Here is a 19,385-nt window from a genome sequence, read left to right as displayed (position 1 = left end):
TTGAATTCACCGAAATGGAACTGTATTCGAACACGGTTTTGTTAGAGTGGAATACGGGAATATTGAAAAAGAGCCGTAGCTTTCCTGAAAGTCTGCAATTACCGTCCGGGGTATCAGTGCAGGAGGCTTTCACCGATGCCAAATACTTATGGCAACAGGACCCTGACCGAGTGGCTCACGCTCGTGCTCGGGGTTGTTATCGTTCTGGTGGGGCTGTTCTTTGTTATCGGCGGGGCTCAACTCGCGATGCTGGGCGGCTCCGTCTATTATCTGATCTGCGGCGTTCTGCTGGTTGCCAGCGGCGTGTTTATGGTTCTGGGGCGCACGCTCGGCGCATTCCTCTATCTGGGCGCTCTTGCCTACACCTGGGTCTGGTCGCTGTGGGAAGTGGGCTTCAGCCCGGTTGATCTTCTGCCGCGCGATTTCGGCCCCACGCTGCTGGGTATCCTTGTCGTTCTCACCATTCCTGTTCTTCGCCGACTGGAAACCCGCCGCACCCTGAGGGGAGCCGTCTGATGCGCAGATCCCATCTTCTCGCCACCGCAGCCTGCGTGACGCTGGCCTGTGCTCCGCTGGCCGCCAATGCCCAGTTCGCTCCTGCCGGAAGTGGTGGTTCGCCGACGGATGCCGTTCCTGGCCCCGGCAATGCCGACGAACCGACGGCAACGACTCCTGCCAGTACGAGCCGTTTCTCCGGCCCGTCTCCCTACGCACCTCAGGCTCCGGGCGTGAATGCCGCCAACCTGCCGGATATCGGGTCCATGGATCCGAACGACGTTCCGCAGATGGCGCCGCAGCAGAGTGCTGCTCCCGCGCAGGGGGACTGGTCCGCCTATGGTCGCGATGACAGTCAGACGCGTTATTCGCCGCTGTCGGAAATCACGCCGCAGAATGCCGACCAGCTCAAGGTGGCTTTCGTCTATCACACCGGCAGCTATCCGCGTCCGGGACAGACGAACAAATGGGCTGCCGAAACCACGCCGATCAAGGTGGGTGACGGGCTCTATATGTGTTCGGCACAGAACGACATCATGAAGCTCGACCCGGCGACGGGCAAAGAGATCTGGCGCCACAACATCAACGAGAAATACGAAGCCATTCCCTACACCGCCGCGTGTAAGGGCGTGACGTATTTCACGTCGTCGCAGGTGCCGGAAGGCCAGCCCTGCCACAACCGTATTCTTGAAGGCACGCTTGATATGCGTCTGATCGCGGTTGATGCTGCGACCGGCAATCTGTGCGAGGGCTTCGGGCATGGCGGTCAGGTCAACCTGATGCAGGGCATGGGCGAGTCTGTCCCCGGTTTCGTGTCCATGACGACGCCGCCGCCGATCGTGAACGGTGTGGTCGTGGTCAACCACGAAGTCCTCGACGGCCAGCGCCGCTGGGCGCCGTCGGGCGTGATCCGTGGTTATGACGCCGAAAGCGGCAAGTTCCTGTGGGCCTGGGATGTGAACAATCCCAACGATCACAGCCAGCCGACCGGCAACAACCATTACAGCCGTGGTACGCCGAACTCCTGGGCTGCGATGACGGGCGACAATGCGCTCGGCCTCGTTTACGTTCCGACCGGAAACTCGGCTTCGGACTATTACAGTGCGCTGCGTAGCCCTGAAGAAAACAAGGTGTCTTCCGCAGTTGTCGCCATCGACGTAAAGACGGGCGCGCCGCGCTGGGTCTTCCAGACGGCTCACAAAGACGTCTGGGACTATGACATCGGCTCGCAGGCGACGCTGATGGACATGCCCGGTGCCGACGGTCAGACCGTTCCTGCGCTGATCATGCCGACCAAGCGCGGCCAGACCTTCGTGCTGGATCGTCGTGATGGCAAGCCCATTCTGCCGGTCGAGGAGCGTCCTGCTCCGTCGCCGGGCGTGATCCCGGGTGATCCGCGTTCGCCGACGCAGCCCTGGTCTACGGGAATGCCGGCCCTGCGCGTGCCGGACCTGAAAGAGACGGACATGTGGGGCATGTCTCCGCTTGACCAGCTCTTCTGCCGTATCAAGTTCCGCCGCGCGAACTATACGGGTGAGTTCACCGTGCCGAGCGTCGACAAGCCGTGGATCGAATATCCTGGCTATAACGGCGGCAGCGACTGGGGCTCCATGTCCTATGATCCGCAGAGCGGCATCCTGATTGCGAACTGGAACATCACCCCGATGTATGACCAGCTCGTAACCCGCAAGAAGGCCGACCAGCTTGGCCTGATGCCGATCGACGACCCGAACTACAAGCCGGGTGGCGGTGGAGCCGAAGGTAACGGCGCCATGGACGGCACGCCTTATGGCATTGTCGTGACCCCGTTCTGGAACCAGTATACGGGCATGATGTGCAACCGTCCGCCCTATGGCATGATCACGGCCATCGACATGAAGCACGGTCAGAAGGTGCTGTGGCAGCATCCGCTGGGAACGGCCCGTGCCAATGGTCCGTGGGGTCTGCCGACAGGTCTGCCCTGGGAAATCGGCACACCGAACAATGGTGGTTCGGTTGTGACGGCTGGTGGTCTGGTGTTCATCGCGGCGGCTACGGATAACCAGATCCGCGCCATCGACGAACACACGGGCAAGGTGGTCTGGAGCGCGGTTCTGCCGGGCGGCGGACAGGCCAACCCGATGACCTATGAAGCCAATGGTCACCAGTACGTCGCCATTATGGCAGGTGGTCACCACTTCATGATGACGCCGGTCAGCGATCAGCTGGTCGTTTACGCCCTGCCCGATCACAAGGGCTGACAAAACCGTGGGCTGAGGCTCCCGATGCAAGACGCAGGGGTGGTTTTCGTGCCGGAAATGGCACGGGAGCCACCCCTTTGTCGTTTCGAGGGGCGGTTTTTCCATTTTTCGGGTGGGAAGGGGATGCAGACCCGGCTACAGGCTGTTTTCGTCTGAAAATACTCTTCCCGGAACAGGCCCCGCAGAACCGTCATGACCGACCGCTCCCCCGTCATCCTTCAGGTTCTTCCGGCGTTGGGCACCGGCGGTCTGGAGCGCGGGGCTGTCGAGATCGCGGCGGCAATCACGCAAGGCGGCGGCACGGCACTCATAGCCTCGCGTCCCGGTCGGCTTCTGGTGCAACTGCGTCATGCGGGCGGTCGGCATATCGAGCTGGACCTGAAGAAAAAATCGCCTGTCGCCGTGCTGCGCCGGGCGCGGGATCTTCAGGTGCTCATCCGCAGCGAAGGTGTGGATCTGGTCCATGCGCGCTCCCGGATTCCAGCCTGGGCAGCATGGATTGCCTGCCGTCGCGAAAACATCCCGCTCGTGACGACATGGCACGGCGTGCATGAGGCGAAATGGCTGGGCAAAAAGCTCTATAATTCCGTGCTGGCGCGCGGCGCGCGGGTCATTGCCATTTCCGAGTTCATCGCCCGCCGTCTGCGCAGCGAATATGCCGTGCCGGAGAGCCGCCTGCGCGTCATTCCGCGCGGTGCGGATCTGCGGGAGTTTACACCCGGCGCAATCTCCGGCGAGCGCGTGCAGAAACTGGCTGATGTCTGGCGCGTGCCTGCGGAGGCAAAAATCATTCTCATGCCCGCGCGGCTGACGGCATGGAAAGGTCAGGGCGTTCTGCTTGAGGCGCTGGGCCTGCTGCGCTCGAAGATGGGCACGGGATGGATCTGCGTTCTGGCAGGCCCGGAGAACGACCGGAAGTTCTCCCGCAGGCTGCAACAGCAGGTGCGGGAACTCGGGCTTGAAGACCATGTCCGGTTCGCCGGAACCTGCACCGACATGCCCGCGGCCTGCGAGCTGGCAAGCGTTGTCGTGGCGCCATCGCTCCGGCCCGAGCCGTTCGGACGCACTCTGGTGGAAGCGCAGATGATGGGCTGCCCGGTGATCGGCACGGCACAGGGCGCGATGATGGAGACAATCCTGCCCGGCGAGACGGGTCTGGTGGTGCCACCCGATGATGCGGACGCTCTGGCCGACGCCTTGAAAAGCGTGCTGGAAACAGGCGAAGACGCGCTGGACTGGCTGGCGGAAAAGGCCCGTGCCCATGCCATTGCCAACTATACGACGGCGCTGATGCAGGCCCGGACGCTGGGTGTTTATGACGAACTTCTGGGCACCCGTCTGCGGACGGTATTTGAGGAACAGAACCATGACCGGTAAGGACGCAAAACCCGCGGAGCAGATCATCCGCGATCGGGCTGCCGCCGCAAAGGAAGAACGCGAAAGCCGCGAGGCCAAAGCGCTCCGGGCCAATCTGATGCGTCGCAAACAGCAGCAGCGCGCGCGGCCTCAGGACGAGTCTGCCTCATCCGCTTCTGATGATCGCTGAGCGCCGGTGAAACGCAGTTTTCCCATGCCGTCCCCGCAGGAACTGGCGCTGACGGGTGTGACGGTGCTGTGGGGCGGGACGTTCCTCGTGCTGCATATCGCCATGCAGCATTGCGGACCGCGCTTTTTCGTTTTCGTCCGTTTCATGATGGCGGCGGTGTTCGTCGGGCTTCTGGCCGGGCGGAAGCTGCTGGATTTCAACCGGCGGGAGATCCGGGCCGGGGCCTTGATCGGAATTGCCCTGGCGACCGGTTACATGTTGCAGAGCGCGGGCCTGCACGACATCACCAGCAGCCGCTCCGCCTTTATTACGGCGCTGTATGTGCCGCTGGTGCCGATCTTTCAGTGGGCGTTTCTGCGCAAGGCGCCGCATCTGATGAGCTGGCTTGGAATCGGGCTGGCTTTTGCGGGGCTGGTCTGTCTGGCGGGTCCGGCGGCGCTATCGCTGTCTTTCGGGCACGGAGATCTGCTGACGCTGTTTGCGGCCATCGCCATTGCGGTCGAGATCGTCCTCATCAGCCTTTATGCGCGGGGTGTGGACAGTCTGCGCGTAACGGTCATGCAGCTTTTTGCGGGCAGTCTGTTCGCGGGGCTGATGGTTCCGGTCTCGGGGGAAGCGCTTCCGGCCTTTTCATGGGTCTGGATCGCCTGCGCGCTGGCTCTGGGAGGGCTGAGTGCGCTGGTGCAGGTTGTGATGAACTGGGCGCAGAAATCCGTCTCCCCGACCAAGGCGGCGGTGATCTATGCCGGAGAGCCGGTCTGGGGTGGGCTGGTCGGCTGGCTGGCGGGAGACAGTCTGCCTCCCGCAACGCTGCTGGGGGCCGTTCTGATCGTGGGGGGCGTGCTGACCAGCGAACTGCGCCCGCAATGGCTGGAAGCGCTGCTGGGCCGCTCGTCACAAGCACTCACCAAAACAGACGCTCACGAAAAATGACCGATCTGACACATTGCGTGATCGGGCGTCGCTCGCTAGAGCAGGTGGGTTAGACGCACGGCGATTTCTGTCGCCCCCGCCCAGGAGTGCCTTCATGCCCATCATGCCCGACACATGGATCCGCCAGATGGCCCGTGAAAAAGGCATGATCGAGCCGTTCGTGGAGGCCCAGAAGCGCGAGGGCGTCATTTCCTTCGGCCTGTCGTCCTATGGCTATGACGCGCGCGTGGCCGAGGAATTCAAGATTTTCACGGATGTGGACAGCGCCATCGTCGATCCGAAGAATTTCGCGTCCAACAGTTTCGTGACCCGCACGGGTGACATCACCATCCCGCCCAATAGCTTCGCACTGGCGCATACGGTCGAGTATTTCCGCATCCCGCGTGACACGCTGGTGGTGTGCCTCGGCAAGTCCACCTATGCGCGCTGCGGCATCATCGTGAATGTCACGCCGCTGGAGCCAGAATGGGAAGGGCAGGTCACGATCGAGATCAGCAACACCACGCCGCTACCCGCGCGAATCTACGCGAACGAAGGCATCTGCCAGTTCCTGTTCTTTCAGGGCGCCAGCCCCTGTGAGGTCAGCTACGCCGACCGTGCCGGAAAATACATGCGCCAGTCCGGCGTCACCACGCCCCGCCTCTAACGCCCCATTCGAGACCCGCTTCTCAAGGCCTGTTTCTCAAGGATCGCACCATGGACCGTTTCATCATTCGCGGTGGCCGCCGCCTGACAGGCGAAATCGAGATCGGGGGGGCCAAGAACTCCGGCCTCAAGCTCATGGTCGCCGGGCTTCTGACGTCCGAGCGGCTGGTGCTGTCCAATGTGCCGGGTATTGCCGACATCAAGACGATGCGCGACCTGCTGCTGGGGCTGGGCATTGCGGTTGAAGACGTCGGTCCGCGGACGCTGTCCATCGGCGGCGAAATCGGCTCCGTCGAGGCGCCGTATGACATCGTCTCCAAGATGCGCGCCTCCATTCTGGTTCTCGGGCCGCTTCTGGCGCGGGCGCGTGAGGCGAAGGTCTCGCTGCCCGGTGGCTGCGCCATTGGCACGCGCCCGGTCGACATGCATCTCAAGGGGCTTGAGACGCTCGGCGCCGTGATCCGGCTGGAAAACGGCTATATCAATGCGACTGCTCCGGACGGGCTGAAGGGTGACCGGATCATCCTGCCGTTCGCCAGCGTGGGCGCGACCGAGAACCTGCTGATGGCCGCGACGCTGGCGAAGGGGCGCACTCATATCGTCAACGCCGCGCGCGAGCCGGAAATCAGCGATCTGGTGCATTGCCTCAACGCGATGGGCGCGCAGATCACGGGCGAAGGCTCGGGCACGCTGGTCATTGACGGTGTGGAGAAGCTGCACGGCGCGCATTACGCCGTCATGCCGGACCGCATCGAATGCGGCACCTATGCCTGCGCGGCTGGTATCACGGGCGGTGATCTGCTGCTCGTGGGCGGACGGGCCGATGATCTGGGCGCGGTGATCCGCACGCTTGAGGAAACGGGCGTCGAGGTTGTGGAAGAGGCGCGCGGTCTGCGGGTCCGTCGCAGCGGGACGCTTCAGGGCGTGGACATCATGACCGAGCCGTATCCCGGCTTTCCGACGGATATGCAGGCGCAGTTCATGGCGATGCTGTCCGTGGCGGAAGGAGCGTCCATGATCACCGAGACGATTTTCGAGAACCGCTTCATGCATGTTCCGGAACTCAACCGGATGGGCGCGCGCGTGAACGTGCATGGCCGCTCGGCCATTATCCGTGGCGTGTCGAAGCTGTCGGGTGCGCCCGTCATGGCGACCGATCTGCGGGCGTCCTTCTCGCTGATCCTCGCGGGTCTGGCAGCAGAAGGCGAGACGCAGCTCAGCCGCATCTATCATCTGGACCGGGGTTATGAAGGCGTGGACCGCAAGCTTGCAGCCTGCGGTGCCGATATCGCCCGCGTCTCGGACTGACAGGTCTGAAAGTTTTTGGGTTCCGCCTTTTTGAAAAAAGGCGGAGGTCTTTGAAGCTTTTTGAAAAAAGCTTCACCAAAAACTTTTATCCGTTTGCGACCAGATCCTTCAGGACGGCTGCGGTGCCGTGTGTTTTCAGGTCTTCGCGTGTCTGGATGAAGCGCGTGAGGAACTCGGCGGAGTCTTCAAGGCCCCATCCGGCGAATACGGTCATGTCCAGCGCTCTGGCCGGGTTCGGATCCAGCGCAAGTGCGCGGTCTTCGGCGCTCAGGCGGGGTTCGGTGACGGCGAAACTGGCCTGCACGTCGTCGCGGCCCACCAGATAGGCACAGTAACAGGCGAGAACGAAGGCGATCCGGCGCGGGTCCTGAGCGTTTTTCAGAACGTCTTCCGCCGTGGCGCGCAGGAAGACCGGCAGCTTGGATGTGCTGTCCGACGTGATGCGAAGAAGCTGGTCGCTGACGGCATGGTTGCGGAACCGCTCCAGAAGCAGGGCGGCATAGTCCGACAGGCTGATGCCCGGAGGGGCCGTCAGTTGTGGTGAGACGTCGTGGCGCAGGAACTGCTCCAGCAGGGCCGCGAGATGTTCGTCGCCCATCGCTTCATCGACCAGCCGGTATCCCATCAGCACGCCGGGCAGGGCCAGCATGGAATGGGATGCGTTCAGCATCCGCAGCTTGACCTGTTCGTAAGGCTCGACATCGTCCGTGAACAGGACGCCGACCTGCTCCCAGGCTGGGCGTCCGGCGGGGAAATTGTCTTCCACGACCCACTGGATGAAGTCTTCGCAGAAAACCGGAACACGGTCTTCAATGCCGCTCTGGGCGTTCAGCCGCGCCACGTCGGCAGGATGAACAGCCGGGGTGATGCGATCGACCATGCAGGACGGGAAGGCCACTTCGGCTTCGATCCACGCTGCCAGTTCCGCATCCCGCAGACGGGCGAAGGACAGCACGGCATTGCGGGCAACATCGCCATTCGCGGGCACGTTGTCGCAGGACAGAATGGTGAAGGGCGCGATCCCGGCGTCACGGCGCTGGCGCAGGGCTTCGGTCATCATACCGAAGGCCGTCTGCGGGACCGGGCGGTGCAGGTCTTCGGCGATGGTGGGGTGCTCGGTCATGAACCGGCCCGCCTCGTCCATGTAGTAGCCGCCTTCGGTGATGGTCAGGCTGACGATGCGGATGGCGGGGTCCGTCAGGCGCTTCAGAGCGGCTTCGCGGTCGGCGGGGGCATGGATGTATTCGACCAGAGACTTGACGACGCGGACCGTATCGGGACGGTTCGGCGGGCAGGCGCGCAGGGTGTAGAGGCCGTCCTGTGCGTGCAGGGCCTCGGCCTTTGCCACTTCGCCGGGAAGGTCCATCAGGCCCATGCCCACGATGCCCCAGTCGGACTGCCCCGGAAGGGCCAGCGCGCGGTCCGTATAGACGGCCTGATGGGCGCGGTGGAAGTTGCCGACACTGAGATGGACAATGCCAGGTGTCACCGCCTCCCGATCGTAGGGCGAGGTCAGGATGGAGTCCGGCAGAGTCGGGAGGGTCTGGGATGTCAGGATCATGGAGAGGATCTTTCAGACGAAAGGACCGGCTTCTTTTAGAAGTCTCTTCATTGGAGGAAACTGTTTTTGTATTGTGTGAATTATTTCTAATAATTCTCCCGGACCCGAGAGCATTACGGGAAATGAACACTTTCCATTAAAAATGGCGTCCTTTCGCGTTTTTTCTGATCTGACCTATAACTGCAGCCCTAATCTTTCGTTTTTGCAGGACTGTCTTTTCATGAGTGCTCCCATCCATCGCCTGAGCGTTGACGAGCTTGTTCCGATGGTGCGGTCCGTCGTGTCGACCGAGACGGACATGATCGCCAACATGGCCAATATCGCGGCCCTGCTGTTCGAGGCCCTGCCGCAGATCAACTGGGCCGGGTTCTATCTCTGGAAAGAGGCTGAAAAGCAGCTTGTGCTGGGGCCGTTTCAGGGGCGGCTGGCGTGCACGCGCATTCCGCTGGGCCGGGGGGTGTGCGGGGCGGTCGCGCAGAGCCGCGAGACACTCGTGGTGCCGGACGTCCATGCGTTTCCGGGCCATATCGCCTGTGATGCGGCATCGGAGTCGGAAATCGTGCTGCCGGTCGTGGCGGGTGGCGCCCTCGTAGGCGTGCTGGACATCGACAGCCCGGTGAAGGACCGGTTTGCGGACGCGGACCGTGTGCGGCTGGAAGAGATTGTCAGTCTGCTGGTGGCGACGCTGGAGGGGTGAGCGGGGACGGGCCCCGCTCCGGAACTCAGGCCAGGACGTTGACGGAGAGGTGTTCCATCAGCTCCGGCACGTCCTGCACAACCGTGAACAGACGGCGGGCAGACGGGTCCGCAAAACCCTGATCGACTGCCGCATTCAGCGTGTCGACCAGTGATGTGGCCCAGCCGCCGATATTAACGATATAGATCGGTTCCTGATGCAGGCCGAGCTGCTTCCAGGTCATGATTTCCATCAGTTCGTCGAACGTGCCGAGGCCACCGGGAATGATGGCGTAGGCGTCGGAGAGTTCGAACATGCGGGCCTTGCGGGTGTGCATGTCAGGTGTGACTTCAAGCTGCGTGACGCCCTTGTGCATGACTTCGCGGGCGTGGAGGAATTCGGGAATGACGCCGATGACCCGGCCGCCGGCCTGAAGGGCCGCATCGGCGACCGTGCCCATCAGCCCGACATGTCCGCCGCCATAGACTAGTGTGATTCCGTGTCGCGCCAGAGCCGTTCCGATTTCTTTTGCCCCTTCGGCGTAAACGGGGGAGTTGCCGAAGCGGGAGCCACAGAAGACGGCGCAGGAACGAATGGTCATGTCGGGTCCGTGTATGTTGAAACGAAGATCTGTCACGAAATCCGGCGGCCCAGCGAACGGCTGATCAGCACACCGCCCAGACAGCAGACTGCGGTGGTGGCGAACATTGTTCTGTAGCCCGCGAACTCGATGACCTGTCCAAGAAACAGCCCCGAGAAGGCGATGGCAAGATCAATGAAGATGGAATAGGCGCCCAGAGCGGCTCCACGGTTCTCCGGACCCGCGCTGTTAACGGCCAGAACGCCGAGTGCGGGAAAGAGCAGAGAGAAGCCTGCTCCCGTCAGTGCGGCCCCGACGAGGGCTGCGAACGGCGTCTGGAACAGGCCGAGCGTGGCGAGTCCCAAAGCCTCCACCAGCAGCGAGACGATCGCTACGAACACGCCTCCACGCAGGGCGATCTGCGAAGCGAAGAAAAAGCGGATGACGACGAAAATGAATCCGAAAACTGCCAGCGCGGTGGCGGCGCCCTCCCAGTGCAGGACGGAATAGTACAGAGCCAGGAACGACGAGATGGCGCCAAATCCAATGGACCCTGCCGCCAGTGCCGATCCATGCGGCAGGACGAGTCTGAGGGCGCGTGCGAAGGCAATGGGTTTGCTGGTCGCCGGGAGGGGTTGGACGGCAGGATAAAATCCGATGATCGCAAGGCCGAACAGGGGCAGGACGACCGAAAGGATGCCGACCGAGACGAGCCCGCCATAAGGTGCGGCCAACAGGGAAAGTTTTGCCCCGACCGGCGCGCCCAGCGCGATTCCGCCATAGGAGCAGATGCCGTTCCACGAAATGGCGATGGCCGTGTTTTCTGCCCCGGCGCGACGGATGTTCCAGACGATTACCCCGGTCGCGGCCCAGCTTTCCGCCCAGCCCAGCAGCAGGCGACTGGACAGCAGAACCCCCAGGGACAGCAGCGGCGTTGCGGCCAGAAGCCCGGACCCCGCCAGCAGCAGCCCCGACAGAACGCAGGTTACGAGTCCGCCGATGACGACGGGTTTGGGGCCGATCCGGTCCACCAGTCGTCCGGCGGAGGGGCGCGCTGCGAAGGTCGCGAAATACTGAAGCGAGAAGGTGAGGCCCGCCACGGTGGTGCTGTAACCCAGGGCCTGATGGACGAAAATCGTCAGGACGGCATTGGGCAGGCCGATCACGATATAGACCAGCAGATTGAACAGGACGACGGCAAGAACGCGTTTCGTCGGTGAGGCCACCGACGTTTCCTGCGCGGTCATGGCTCTGCTCTCCTGAGGCTTGTCTGTGAAAAGATCCCCCATGGCATAGGCTAGATGACGGGTGCCGTCACGAGGGCGCCCCTGTCTTTGCGTCATAAATTCCGCGTGGAGGGCTCTTATGAAGGGTCGGGCGTGTCGCGGAACAGGAGTTCCATCTGGTTGCACGGCGTGGTTGCGGGTGCATGAAAACCCGAAAGCGTCAGGCCCAGCAGACGGACGCCCGGCACAAAAGGAAACAGCGGCGCCATGAGAGTCTGCCCCGTTTGTAGCAGGATCTCTTCGGACGGGACCGGCGCGGGCAGCGTGCGGGCGCGGGTGATCTGGCGGAAATCGGCGTATTTAACCTTAAGCGTTACGGTCCGGGCCTGAAGGTCGCGGCGTTGCAGACTGCCCCACAGCTTGGCGGCGATCTGCGTCAGGGCCATGTGTGCGTCGGTTTCGGAGGTCAGATCCTGAAGATAGGTCTGTTCGGTTCCGAGGGATTTGCGCTCCCGGTTCACAACGACGGGACGATGATCAATGCCGCGTGAGATGCCGTAATAGAAGGCCGCCGCCTTGCCGAAATGCCGGGTCAGGGTCTCGATGTCGTGTGTCCGCAGATCCGCGCCCGTCTCGATCCCGAGCGCGCGCATTTTTCGGGCGGTGGCGGGGCCGATGCCGTGAAAGGCGTCCACGGGCAGCGCTGCGACGAAATCCGGCCCCATGGCGGGCGTGATGACGAACAGCCCGTCGGGCTTGCGGTAATCCGAAGCCAACTTGGCCAGAAAGCGGTTGTAGGACACGCCAGCCGAGGCGGTCAGGCCGGTTTCGGCGTGGATATCCGCGCGGATGCGGTCCGCGACCAGCGTGGCGGAGCCATAGGCGCCCAGATGGTCCGTCAGGTCCAGATAGGCCTCATCGAGCGACAACGGCTGGATCAGCGGTGTGTAGCGGGAGAAAATGTCATGAATCTGGGCCGAAACAGCCCGATAGACGTCAAAGCGTCCGGGGACGAACACAAGCTCCGGGCACAGACGTTTGGCCGTGACTGACGGCATGGCCGAGCGGACTCCGAACCGCCGGGCCTCGTAGCTTGCGGCGGCCACCACGCCCCGCGCCTCGCCCCGCCCGACTGCGAGCGGACGGCCACGCAGGGAGGGGTCGTCCCGCTGTTCGACAGACGCGTAAAATGCGTCCATGTCGATATGCACGATCCGGCGTTGCTCCATGATGCGAGTGTCGCCGATTCGGAAGAACGAAACAAGATCAGGATCCGTCCATGAGCTCCGATAACAGCCCCGGGAAAACTCTCGAAGAGGCCCGCAGGGACGCCGGTTTCCAGACGCTTTCGACCCGGCTGGCCTACAGCAATCCCTGGACCGCGCTGCGTGAGGACATCATCGTCCATCCCAACGGAAAGCAGGGCCTTTATGGCATCGTGGAGCGGGGCGAGTTCGTCGTGATCCTGCCGCTGCATTCCGACGGGAAAGTCACGCTGATCCAGCAGTTCCGCTACCCGGTGGGGGAACGGCTGCTGGAGCTTCCGATGGGCATGTGGGAGACGAAAGAGAACGTCGATCCGGTCGAACTCGCCTTGGGCGAGCTGCGCGAGGAAACCGGACTGCGCGCCGGCGAGATGATTCATGTCGGCACCATGTATCAGGGTGCCGGATACTCGAATCAGAAGGGGCACGTCTTTCTTGCCCGCAATTTGACGCGTGGCGAGACGGAGCTTGAGGCGACAGAAGAGGACATCACCTGTCACGACATGACGCTGGAGGCATTCGAGAGCATGATCCGCGATGGTGAACTGAAATGCATGGTCTCGCTGGCCGCGTTCGCCCTGATCCGGGCAAAAGGCCTGATCTGAGGCGATTGTCCCGGAAATTGCGGAACCTGAGGCCTCTCTGGGGCGCTATCGAAGACCGAGAACATCATGAAGGTCCCGATGGTCGACACCGCATCGCCGTCCCCCGATACCAGCCAGATCGTCGCACGCGGTCATCCGAGCGATAACGAGCTTCTGGCGTTTTACCGTTCGGAGATCCGGTTCGAGACCGAAGTCGTGAACGGTCGTCTTCAGGCCCTTCTGGGGTCGCAGGCCTTTCTGGTCATTGCCTATGCGACGGCCATGACCGGCTCCACGAAACGGTGGGGCGACAGCATGGTGCTTCTGCTGCCGCCCCTGTTTTCACTGCTGGGTTTCGTGCTGGCGCTGATGGCGCTGCCGGGCATCCGTGCGGCTTATGCCGCGATCGGGAAATGGGAGGGCAAACAGCGCCATCTGCACACCCGGAGCCCGGACCTGACCGATTTTACCCTGGCCCCGAACGAGGACGAAACCCGCGACATGATGCGTCGCGCCCAGCGCGGGGCCCTGTTCGCCCATCAGGCCCCGTTCATTTTCATGATCGCTTGGGCGATTTTCGGGTTCATCCCGTTCTATCTGTATCTGAAATAGCGGTCAGACGACTTCGTCCAGAAAAACGACCTCCGATCCGCCGCCTTCGACCAGCGGGGTGATTGTCTGGTTGAAGACCTTGCCGTGCTCGGTGGCCATATGGGCGGCAAAGGCCGCATCGTCCCGGTAGGTTTCTTCCACATGGAACAGGTCTGGGTCTGAGGCGAGCGTATAGACCTTGAAACGCTCGCAGCCGGGTTCGGCGCGGACGTCTTTTGCCAGCGCCGTCAGCAGGCCGCGCAGGGTTTCGCGCTGTCCGGGAAGGGCCTTGAGCGTGGCGTAGAGGGTCTTGGGCATGGCGGAGAGCCTTGTGGTGGTTGATGATGTCGCACCTTGCCCCCCGGAGCCCGGTCCGCAAAGGCAAAGCTGCGTGAGGATCAGGGCTTTTCCAGCAGCGTCTTGCACCGCATCCACGACATGCGGTCCCGGAAGACGAACAGGACGTAATAATCCAGCTCGCGGCTGCGGGTTTTCGTGGTGCGGGTATAGAAGGGATAGACGTCGAACGGCCCCTGAAGTCCGGCAGGAGCAGGCTCCGACGGCAGGATGCAATTGACCCGGAACAGCGGCATATAGACCGCATCATCGCCGGGATTGCGCCGGACATGCCACAGATTGCGACGGAATTTCCTCAGCCGTTCCGGCAGAAGGAACACCATCGACTTTTCGATGAATCCCGCTTCGAACTTCTCCGGCCGGTAATAACGCATGTCCTCGGGCATGTTGCAGAAATTGGGATGGTCCTGAACGATCATGGACCATCCTTTACGGCATCGGTGCAGGCGTTGGGAGAGGTGCGCCGCGCCTTATTCGCTCGAGGCCTCGTTGCCTGAAGCCTTGTCGGAGGCAGGGTTTGCGATCTCCGCTGCCGCACGGTTGAGGATCGCCACGATCCGCCGCAGTTCGTCCGCATCTGCGCCACGGCGGGACTTCAGAGCGGATTTCAGGGCAAAACGCGCATCATGAAAGGCCTGCCCCAAGGTGGGGTCGAGGTCGTTGACGCCGGTGAAAGCCTCGCGGACATCCGCCATACGGGCGCCGATGCGGCTCAGGACGTCAAGGATGCGGGCTGCTTCCTCACTGCGCGCCTCGTGGTGGGCTTTTCCCTCGTCCGTCAGGCTGTAGAGCTTGCGGTTGCCGTCCTGCGCGACGGCGGCAAGGCCGGTTTCCTCAAGATAGGTGAGGGAGGGGTAGATCACGCCGGGGCTGGGCTTGTAGAATCCGCCCGAACGCTCTTCGAGGCGCCGGATCAGCTCATAGCCGTGGGCAGGGGCTTCCGCGAGCAAAGCGAGGATGACGAGCTGAAGCTCATCCGCCGTCAGCTTGCGGCCGCGTGTGAAGTCTTCGCCGCCGAGATCGCCGCCAAAGCCTCTTCCGAAGCGCCCGCCAAAACGTCCGCCTCCCATGCCGCCACCACGTCCGCCATGCCGGTGTCCGAAGCCGCCTTCGCCGCGGTCCATGCCCCGGTGACGACCACCCCGTTTCTCATTGGGCCGTTCGCCGCGGTCTTTCCGGTCGTCGCCTTCCGCGACGGGTCGCCCCCTGCCGAAGAAGCCTCCACGATGATTGCCGCCATGACGGTCTGTGCTGAAAAAATCTGTCTTACGTCTGAACATTATGTTCTCCTATTCGATATATCGAACGATATAGTATCTTAAGATATATCTGCAAGAGGAAAATGCAGCCGGATGATTTTTCCGGATGCCGCTCCTTCGGCAGCAACCGCGCAGGCATGAACGCGTGTTTACGGTCCGGGCCATAGCCGCGGCGGCCTGCGGCTGGTATCGGGCAGGAATGGGTAGCCCGATGTCTCTCCCCCCCGATCCGGACCTGCGCCGCACATTGCGGCAGATCGTTCCGTGGCGTGCCGCGCTGACGATCGGCGCGATGCTGGTGCTGGTGGCAGCACTCCAGCGGCTGCCGTTCATCCATCATCTTCTGGAAAATGCTCCGCACTGGCGTGAGACGCCGGGCGCGCCGCTGTGGTTCCTGCTGCTGGCCGTGCCCTACAGCGCGTGCGGCCTGCCGCGTCAGGCACTGTGCGTGGCGGCGGGGCTGGCCTTTGGATTATGGGGCGGGCTTGTCCTGTGTTCGCTGGCCTATATGCTGGGGGCGGTTCTGGCGTATGGCTGGGCGCGACTTCTGGCGCCGGCGGCGTTCCGGGCGCGGCTGCATGACAGGCTGGAAGCGGATTATGCCGCTCTGGCCCGTACGCTCCACGCAAAGCCTTTCCGGGCGGTGCTGACGCTGCGGCTGATGCCTGTGGGGTCCGCCCTGCTGGTTTCGACGGCGGCGGGGCTGTTTGAACTGCCGTTGCTGCCGTTCTCGGTCGCGACCTTTCTGGGCGGACTGCCGCAGACGCTGATTTTCGTTCTGGTCGGGTCCGGGACGCGGATCGGGCATGTCCTTCAGTTGGGGCTTGCGGGAATCCTGTTCGTCGTGTCGGGTGTGCTGGGCGCTGTTCTGCTGCGTCAGCATGGCCGGGAACAGGATGCACGGGAACAGGACGCACCCTGACCACACCATCAGACCATCAATCCGCAACCTGAAGTGAACAGGCAGACGCGCATGACAGACCAGACCATGAGATTCAGACGGGGAGATTCCCTGCCCGCATGGCTTCCGGTTCTGCTGGGAATTTTTACGGCTGTCGGGCCGGTCTCGACGGATGTCTATCTTCCGGCTCTCCCCGAAATGGAGCGTCAGCTTCATACGGCGGCGGGTTCGGGCAGTGCGACCATGGCGGCCTGGGTGATCGGGCTGGCCATCGGGCAGATCAGCATCGGCCCGATCTCGGACCGCTTCGGCCGTCGCTGGCCGCTGCTGATCGGCATGCTGGGTTATACGCTCGGCGAAATCGGCTGTGCGATGGCGCCCAGCATGACGTTCCTGTGCCTGTGCCGTGTCTTTTCCGCCATCATGGCTTCCGCCGGACTTGTGGTGCCGAATGCGTGCATCCGGGATCTGACGGAAGGGGACGAATCGTCAAAAATGATGTCCCGGCTGATCGTCATTCAGGGCACCGTGCCGATCCTTGCCCCCATGCTGGGCGGTTTTGCGCTGAAATTCGTGGACTGGCGCATGATCTTCTGGGCCACGGCCGTCTATGGCGGGCTCTGCACCCTCCTGCTGATGACGGTCTTTCCCGAAACGCTGGACCCGCAGGACCGCCGGGATCTGCGTCCGATTTCCATCATCGAACGCTACACCTATATCCTTCGGACCCGCAGCTTCATCACGAATGGTCTGGTCTGGAGCTTTCTGGGATTCGTGACCTTTACCTACCTCACGGCGGCGCCCATGCTGTTCGAGGACGTGTTCGGAATGTCGCCGTTCCATTACGGCATGCTGTTCGGGTTATTCGCGATCTGCATGATCGGGGCGTCCGCCATCAACGGGCAGCTTGTGGGGCGTGTCAGTACGGGCAGGATGCTGTTTTCCGCGCTGGGGATCAGTCTGGCCGGGTGTGCGGTTCTGCTTCTGCTGGCGCTGGTCTCGAACTACGATCTCGATCCGCAGGGGCATATCAAGGCAATGTTCCTGTGGCCGCTCATCGTAGCCCTCGTCATCACCATGGCGCCCACGGGCGTCATCGGGCCGAATGCCATGGTCGGCGCGCTGTCCGAACAGTCCGACCGTGCCGGTTCGGCCTCGGCGCTGGCTGGCACGATGCAGTATCTTTTCGGCGCCGTGGCGAGCGCACTGTTCGGACTGATGCCGTCCGGGACGGCCGTTCCGATGGCGATCTTCATGACGTTTGCCTTCGTTGCCGCCATGGGATTTGCCCTGCTGCGGCCCCGCCTGCCGGTCATTGCGGAACCTCCGCGCCATTCCTGAGGAAACACCCGTCATGAAAGCTCTGCTTGTCGAAGATGACGCCGCCATCGCGCTGGTGGTCGAGACGGTTCTCCAGCGGGAAGGCTGGACGGTCCGGCATGTTCTGGACGGTCTTGCGGCTCTGGAAGGGGACGGGGCGCCGGATCTTCTGGTGACGGACCTCAACCTGCCTGGCGCCAGAAACGGGTTGGAAATCGCGCATCTGCTGCGGGAGCGCAGCCCGCAGATGGCCGTCGTACTCATGTCCGGCGATTATGAAGACCGCGACACGGCCCCGCACGGCATGGCCGTGCTGCCCAAACCGTTCCGCAGGGCCGGGCTTCTGGCAGCCATCGCACAGGCGACGGACGCAATCCGCACCTGAGGCCGGACCTGAACCCGGGGGTTGAGTTGGGGGGGAGACTCCCCTACATGCCGCGCTGTTTGCCATGACCAGATGAAAGCCGTGCCACCATGTCGTTTCAGGATCCCCAGCCGCTCGATCTCAAGAGTTACATCCGCGAAATTCCGGATTTTCCGAAGCCGGGCATCCTGTTCTACGATATCTCGACCCTGATCCGCTCTCCGGACGCCTGGCAGGTCGCCACCGCGCGTCTGGCCCGTGCGATCGCCGCCTGGCAGCCCGATATGCTGGCCGGAATCGAGAGCCGCGGCTTCCTGACCGCCGCTCCGCTCGCGCTGCGTCTGGGCTGTGGTTTTACGATGCTGCGCAAGCCGGGCAAGCTGCCGGGCAAGACCATTTCCCTGAAATACGGCCTCGAATATGGCGAGGACGAGCTGCACATCCAGGCAGACGCCATCAGGCCGGGCCAGCGCGTCGTGGTGCTGGACGATCTTCTGGCGACGGGTGGCACGCTGGCGGCATCCGTTGATCTTCTGCGCAAGGTGGGCGCCGAGGTCGTAGGTGCGTCCGTGCTGATCGAGCTTGCGGATCTGAAGGGCCGTGACAAACTGGACGTTCCGCTGAACGCTCTGATGACGTACGACGAGTAAGGCGACGAGTAAGGGAACACGATATGTCGGGCACCTCTTCCGAAAGGATTTCCGCATTGTGGCAGACACGGTACCGCACGCCGGCGCCGGAAACCCTGCCGGATAATGCGGTGCTCGACCTGCTGCTGTCGCACCATTCGGTCCGGGCCTATCTGCCTGACGCCCTGCCCGAAGGCACGCTGGAGGCCGGGATTGCGGCGGCGTCCTCGGCTGCGACCTCCAGCAATCTTCAGGTCTGGTCCGTCGTGGCCGTCGAGAACCCGGAGACGCGGGCCAGACTCGCCGAACTGTGCGGCGGCCAGAAGCATATCGAAGTCGCCCCGCTGTTCCTCGCATGGATCGTGGATCTGTCCCGGCTGGAGAGGATCGCCAATCGGGCAGGGACGGGGCACGAGGCGCTCGACTATGAGGAAATCTTCCTCATGGCGACGCTCGATACCGGCATTGCGGCTCAGAACGCCGTCACGGCCTTCGAGTCCCTCGGGCTGGGCACGGTCTATATCGGCGGCCTGCGCAACCATCCCGAAGAGGTGGCACGCCTCCTGTCCCTGCCGCCGCGTTCGGTGGCGGTGGTGGGGCTCTGTGTGGGCCAGCCCGATCCCGCAGCCCAGAACGGCCACAAACCACGTCTGGGGCAGGACGTGGTTCTGCACCGCGAGCGCTACAGCACGGAGACCGAGGCTGAAGGCATCGCGGTCTATGACCGGGTGGCGGACGACTACCAGAAGGAACAGGGCCTGTCGTCGCGTGCCTGGTCGGAAACGGTGGCCAAACGTGTGGACAGCTTCAAGGGCCTGAGCGGCCGTCACGTCATGCGCACGGTGCTGCATAAACTCGGTTTTCCGTTGCGGTAAAAACTACAGAGAGAAGTTTTTGGGTTCCGC

The 19,385-nt window shown here is 62.8% G+C and carries 22 protein-coding genes; 15 read left to right on the top strand and 7 right to left on the bottom strand.

All coding sequences use genetic code 11. From position 1 onward, the window contains the following. Window positions 1-135 precede the first annotated feature (135 nt). The 7 genes from HK22_RS10700 to murA all read left to right on the top strand — a co-directional run bounded on the left by HK22_RS10700 (window position 136) and on the right by murA (window position 7,167). Window positions 136-516 carry a glycerol dehydrogenase gene (locus HK22_RS10700; RefSeq protein ID WP_086649231.1) on the top strand — a complete coding sequence of 127 codons (381 nt, stop codon included), beginning with the start codon at window positions 136-138 and terminating at the stop codon, window positions 514-516. Beyond that, window positions 516-2,735, top strand: coding sequence for a pyrroloquinoline quinone-dependent dehydrogenase (locus tag HK22_RS10695; RefSeq protein WP_086649230.1), 2,220 nt, complete (start codon window positions 516-518; stop codon window positions 2,733-2,735). The genes HK22_RS10700 and HK22_RS10695 overlap by 1 nt, the downstream gene beginning before the upstream one ends. 192 nt (window positions 2,736-2,927) lie before the next feature. Beyond that, entirely contained in the window at window positions 2,928-4,112 is a 1,185-nt protein-coding gene (locus HK22_RS10690) for a glycosyltransferase family 4 protein (RefSeq protein ID WP_086649229.1), read from the top strand. Further along, a complete protein-coding gene (locus HK22_RS10685; RefSeq protein WP_062031128.1) occupies window positions 4,102-4,281 on the top strand; it encodes a hypothetical protein in 180 nt (59 codons plus the stop codon). Before HK22_RS10690 ends, HK22_RS10685 begins: the two co-directional genes overlap by 11 nt. Before the next feature lie 24 nt (window positions 4,282-4,305). Continuing rightward, entirely contained in the window at window positions 4,306-5,214 is a 909-nt protein-coding gene (locus HK22_RS10680) for a DMT family transporter (RefSeq protein ID WP_062031131.1), read from the top strand. A gap of 94 nt (window positions 5,215-5,308) precedes the next feature. Further along, the gene (dcd, locus tag HK22_RS10675; RefSeq protein WP_086649228.1) at window positions 5,309-5,860 is read left to right on the top strand and encodes a dCTP deaminase; all 552 of its coding nucleotides are present in this window, start codon (window positions 5,309-5,311) and stop codon (window positions 5,858-5,860) included. 50 nt (window positions 5,861-5,910) lie between these two features. Further along, window positions 5,911-7,167 carry a UDP-N-acetylglucosamine 1-carboxyvinyltransferase gene (murA, locus tag HK22_RS10670; protein WP_086649227.1) on the top strand — a complete coding sequence of 419 codons (1,257 nt, stop codon included), beginning with the start codon at window positions 5,911-5,913 and terminating at the stop codon, window positions 7,165-7,167. A gap of 85 nt (window positions 7,168-7,252) precedes the next feature. Here the strand turns inward: murA and HK22_RS10665 are convergent, their stop codons facing one another. Then, window positions 7,253-8,728: a mannitol dehydrogenase family protein gene (locus tag HK22_RS10665; protein WP_086649226.1), complete on the bottom strand. Its 1,476-nt coding sequence runs from the start codon at window positions 8,726-8,728 to the stop codon at window positions 7,253-7,255. Between the two features lie 220 nt (window positions 8,729-8,948). On the opposite strand from HK22_RS10665, the gene HK22_RS10660 reads away from it, so the two are divergent. Then, a complete protein-coding gene (locus HK22_RS10660; RefSeq protein WP_086649344.1) occupies window positions 8,949-9,425 on the top strand; it encodes a GAF domain-containing protein in 477 nt (158 codons plus the stop codon). Window positions 9,426-9,450: 25 nt separating this feature from the next. Here the strand turns inward: HK22_RS10660 and HK22_RS10655 are convergent, their stop codons facing one another. The 3 genes from HK22_RS10655 to dinB all read right to left on the bottom strand — a co-directional run bounded on the left by HK22_RS10655 (window position 9,451) and on the right by dinB (window position 12,439). Further along, window positions 9,451-10,005 carry a TIGR00730 family Rossman fold protein gene (locus tag HK22_RS10655; RefSeq protein ID WP_086649225.1) on the bottom strand — a complete coding sequence of 185 codons (555 nt, stop codon included), beginning with the start codon at window positions 10,003-10,005 and terminating at the stop codon, window positions 9,451-9,453. 32 nt (window positions 10,006-10,037) lie between these two features. Beyond that, a complete protein-coding gene (locus tag HK22_RS10650; protein WP_086649224.1) occupies window positions 10,038-11,231 on the bottom strand; it encodes an MFS transporter in 1,194 nt (397 codons plus the stop codon). Between the two features lie 116 nt (window positions 11,232-11,347). Next, window positions 11,348-12,439: a DNA polymerase IV gene (gene dinB / locus HK22_RS10645; RefSeq protein WP_086649223.1), complete on the bottom strand. Its 1,092-nt coding sequence runs from the start codon at window positions 12,437-12,439 to the stop codon at window positions 11,348-11,350. A 50-nt stretch (window positions 12,440-12,489) separates the two neighbouring features. Between dinB and HK22_RS10640 the strand changes: the two genes are divergently transcribed. Together HK22_RS10640 and HK22_RS10635 are read left to right on the top strand one after the other, a co-directional pair. After that, window positions 12,490-13,080: an NUDIX hydrolase gene (locus HK22_RS10640; RefSeq protein ID WP_062031151.1), complete on the top strand. Its 591-nt coding sequence runs from the start codon at window positions 12,490-12,492 to the stop codon at window positions 13,078-13,080. Between the two features lie 78 nt (window positions 13,081-13,158). Continuing rightward, window positions 13,159-13,671: a hypothetical protein gene (locus tag HK22_RS10635; protein ID WP_086649222.1), complete on the top strand. Its 513-nt coding sequence runs from the start codon at window positions 13,159-13,161 to the stop codon at window positions 13,669-13,671. Between the two features lie 3 nt (window positions 13,672-13,674). Here the strand turns inward: HK22_RS10635 and HK22_RS10630 are convergent, their stop codons facing one another. The 3 genes from HK22_RS10630 to HK22_RS10620 all read right to left on the bottom strand — a co-directional run bounded on the left by HK22_RS10630 (window position 13,675) and on the right by HK22_RS10620 (window position 15,287). Further along, window positions 13,675-13,968: a putative quinol monooxygenase gene (locus HK22_RS10630; RefSeq protein ID WP_062031158.1), complete on the bottom strand. Its 294-nt coding sequence runs from the start codon at window positions 13,966-13,968 to the stop codon at window positions 13,675-13,677. Between the two features lie 80 nt (window positions 13,969-14,048). Further along, on the bottom strand, window positions 14,049-14,426 hold the full coding sequence (locus HK22_RS10625; protein ID WP_086649221.1) for a hypothetical protein: 378 nt from the start codon (window positions 14,424-14,426) through the stop codon (window positions 14,049-14,051). 51 nt (window positions 14,427-14,477) lie between these two features. Next, window positions 14,478-15,287 carry a PadR family transcriptional regulator gene (locus HK22_RS10620; RefSeq protein WP_198945534.1) on the bottom strand — a complete coding sequence of 270 codons (810 nt, stop codon included), beginning with the start codon at window positions 15,285-15,287 and terminating at the stop codon, window positions 14,478-14,480. Between the two features lie 85 nt (window positions 15,288-15,372). Here HK22_RS10620 and HK22_RS10615 point away from each other — a divergent pair, with 85 nt between their 5' ends. The 5 genes from HK22_RS10615 to HK22_RS10595 all read left to right on the top strand — a co-directional run bounded on the left by HK22_RS10615 (window position 15,373) and on the right by HK22_RS10595 (window position 19,355). After that, window positions 15,373-16,188 carry a TVP38/TMEM64 family protein gene (locus HK22_RS10615; RefSeq protein ID WP_231878048.1) on the top strand — a complete coding sequence of 272 codons (816 nt, stop codon included), beginning with the start codon at window positions 15,373-15,375 and terminating at the stop codon, window positions 16,186-16,188. A 51-nt stretch (window positions 16,189-16,239) separates the two neighbouring features. Further along, window positions 16,240-17,508, top strand: coding sequence for a multidrug effflux MFS transporter (locus HK22_RS10610; RefSeq protein ID WP_062107549.1), 1,269 nt, complete (start codon window positions 16,240-16,242; stop codon window positions 17,506-17,508). A gap of 13 nt (window positions 17,509-17,521) precedes the next feature. Next, window positions 17,522-17,872 (top strand): response regulator, encoded by a 351-nt coding sequence (locus HK22_RS10605; RefSeq protein WP_062031175.1) that lies wholly within the window; start codon window positions 17,522-17,524, stop codon window positions 17,870-17,872. Between the two features lie 89 nt (window positions 17,873-17,961). Beyond that, window positions 17,962-18,501, top strand: coding sequence for an adenine phosphoribosyltransferase (locus HK22_RS10600; protein ID WP_086649220.1), 540 nt, complete (start codon window positions 17,962-17,964; stop codon window positions 18,499-18,501). A gap of 23 nt (window positions 18,502-18,524) precedes the next feature. Then, window positions 18,525-19,355, top strand: a complete 831-nt coding sequence (locus tag HK22_RS10595; protein ID WP_086649219.1) for an NADPH-dependent oxidoreductase — start codon at window positions 18,525-18,527, stop codon at window positions 19,353-19,355. Window positions 19,356-19,385 lie beyond the last annotated feature (30 nt).

The organism is Gluconobacter sp. DsW_056, assembly GCF_002153595.1.
Taxonomy (GTDB): Bacteria; Pseudomonadota; Alphaproteobacteria; order Acetobacterales; family Acetobacteraceae; genus Gluconobacter; species Gluconobacter albidus.
This window is presented reverse-complemented; position numbering and strand designations above follow the sequence as displayed.

Excerpts from the sequence above, each read along its gene's own strand:
- HK22_RS10695 (WP_086649230.1), top strand. The coding sequence starts at position 516 with ATGCGCAGATCCCATCTTCTCGCCACCGCAGCCTGCGTGACGCTGGCC.
- dinB (WP_086649223.1), bottom strand. The coding sequence starts at position 12,439 with ATGGAGCAACGCCGGATCGTGCATATCGACATGGACGCATTTTACGCG.
- HK22_RS10625 (WP_086649221.1), bottom strand. The coding sequence starts at position 14,426 with ATGATCGTTCAGGACCATCCCAATTTCTGCAACATGCCCGAGGACATG.
- HK22_RS10700 (WP_086649231.1), top strand. The coding sequence starts at position 136 with ATGCCAAATACTTATGGCAACAGGACCCTGACCGAGTGGCTCACGCTC.
- HK22_RS10685 (WP_062031128.1), top strand. The coding sequence starts at position 4,102 with ATGACCGGTAAGGACGCAAAACCCGCGGAGCAGATCATCCGCGATCGG.
- HK22_RS10680 (WP_062031131.1), top strand. The coding sequence starts at position 4,306 with ATGCCGTCCCCGCAGGAACTGGCGCTGACGGGTGTGACGGTGCTGTGG.
- HK22_RS10615 (WP_231878048.1), top strand. The coding sequence starts at position 15,373 with ATGCCGCTCCTTCGGCAGCAACCGCGCAGGCATGAACGCGTGTTTACG.
- HK22_RS10620 (WP_198945534.1), bottom strand. The coding sequence starts at position 15,287 with ATGTTCAGACGTAAGACAGATTTTTTCAGCACAGACCGTCATGGCGGC.
- HK22_RS10595 (WP_086649219.1), top strand. The coding sequence starts at position 18,525 with ATGTCGGGCACCTCTTCCGAAAGGATTTCCGCATTGTGGCAGACACGG.
- HK22_RS10600 (WP_086649220.1), top strand. The coding sequence starts at position 17,962 with ATGTCGTTTCAGGATCCCCAGCCGCTCGATCTCAAGAGTTACATCCGC.
- HK22_RS10610 (WP_062107549.1), top strand. The coding sequence starts at position 16,240 with ATGACAGACCAGACCATGAGATTCAGACGGGGAGATTCCCTGCCCGCA.
- HK22_RS10655 (WP_086649225.1), bottom strand. The coding sequence starts at position 10,005 with ATGACCATTCGTTCCTGCGCCGTCTTCTGTGGCTCCCGCTTCGGCAAC.
- HK22_RS10660 (WP_086649344.1), top strand. The coding sequence starts at position 8,949 with ATGAGTGCTCCCATCCATCGCCTGAGCGTTGACGAGCTTGTTCCGATG.
- HK22_RS10690 (WP_086649229.1), top strand. The coding sequence starts at position 2,928 with ATGACCGACCGCTCCCCCGTCATCCTTCAGGTTCTTCCGGCGTTGGGC.
- murA (WP_086649227.1), top strand. The coding sequence starts at position 5,911 with ATGGACCGTTTCATCATTCGCGGTGGCCGCCGCCTGACAGGCGAAATC.
- HK22_RS10665 (WP_086649226.1), bottom strand. The coding sequence starts at position 8,728 with ATGATCCTGACATCCCAGACCCTCCCGACTCTGCCGGACTCCATCCTG.
- HK22_RS10630 (WP_062031158.1), bottom strand. The coding sequence starts at position 13,968 with ATGCCCAAGACCCTCTACGCCACGCTCAAGGCCCTTCCCGGACAGCGC.
- HK22_RS10650 (WP_086649224.1), bottom strand. The coding sequence starts at position 11,231 with ATGACCGCGCAGGAAACGTCGGTGGCCTCACCGACGAAACGCGTTCTT.
- HK22_RS10640 (WP_062031151.1), top strand. The coding sequence starts at position 12,490 with ATGAGCTCCGATAACAGCCCCGGGAAAACTCTCGAAGAGGCCCGCAGG.
- dcd (WP_086649228.1), top strand. The coding sequence starts at position 5,309 with ATGCCCATCATGCCCGACACATGGATCCGCCAGATGGCCCGTGAAAAA.
- HK22_RS10605 (WP_062031175.1), top strand. The coding sequence starts at position 17,522 with ATGAAAGCTCTGCTTGTCGAAGATGACGCCGCCATCGCGCTGGTGGTC.
- HK22_RS10635 (WP_086649222.1), top strand. The coding sequence starts at position 13,159 with ATGGTCGACACCGCATCGCCGTCCCCCGATACCAGCCAGATCGTCGCA.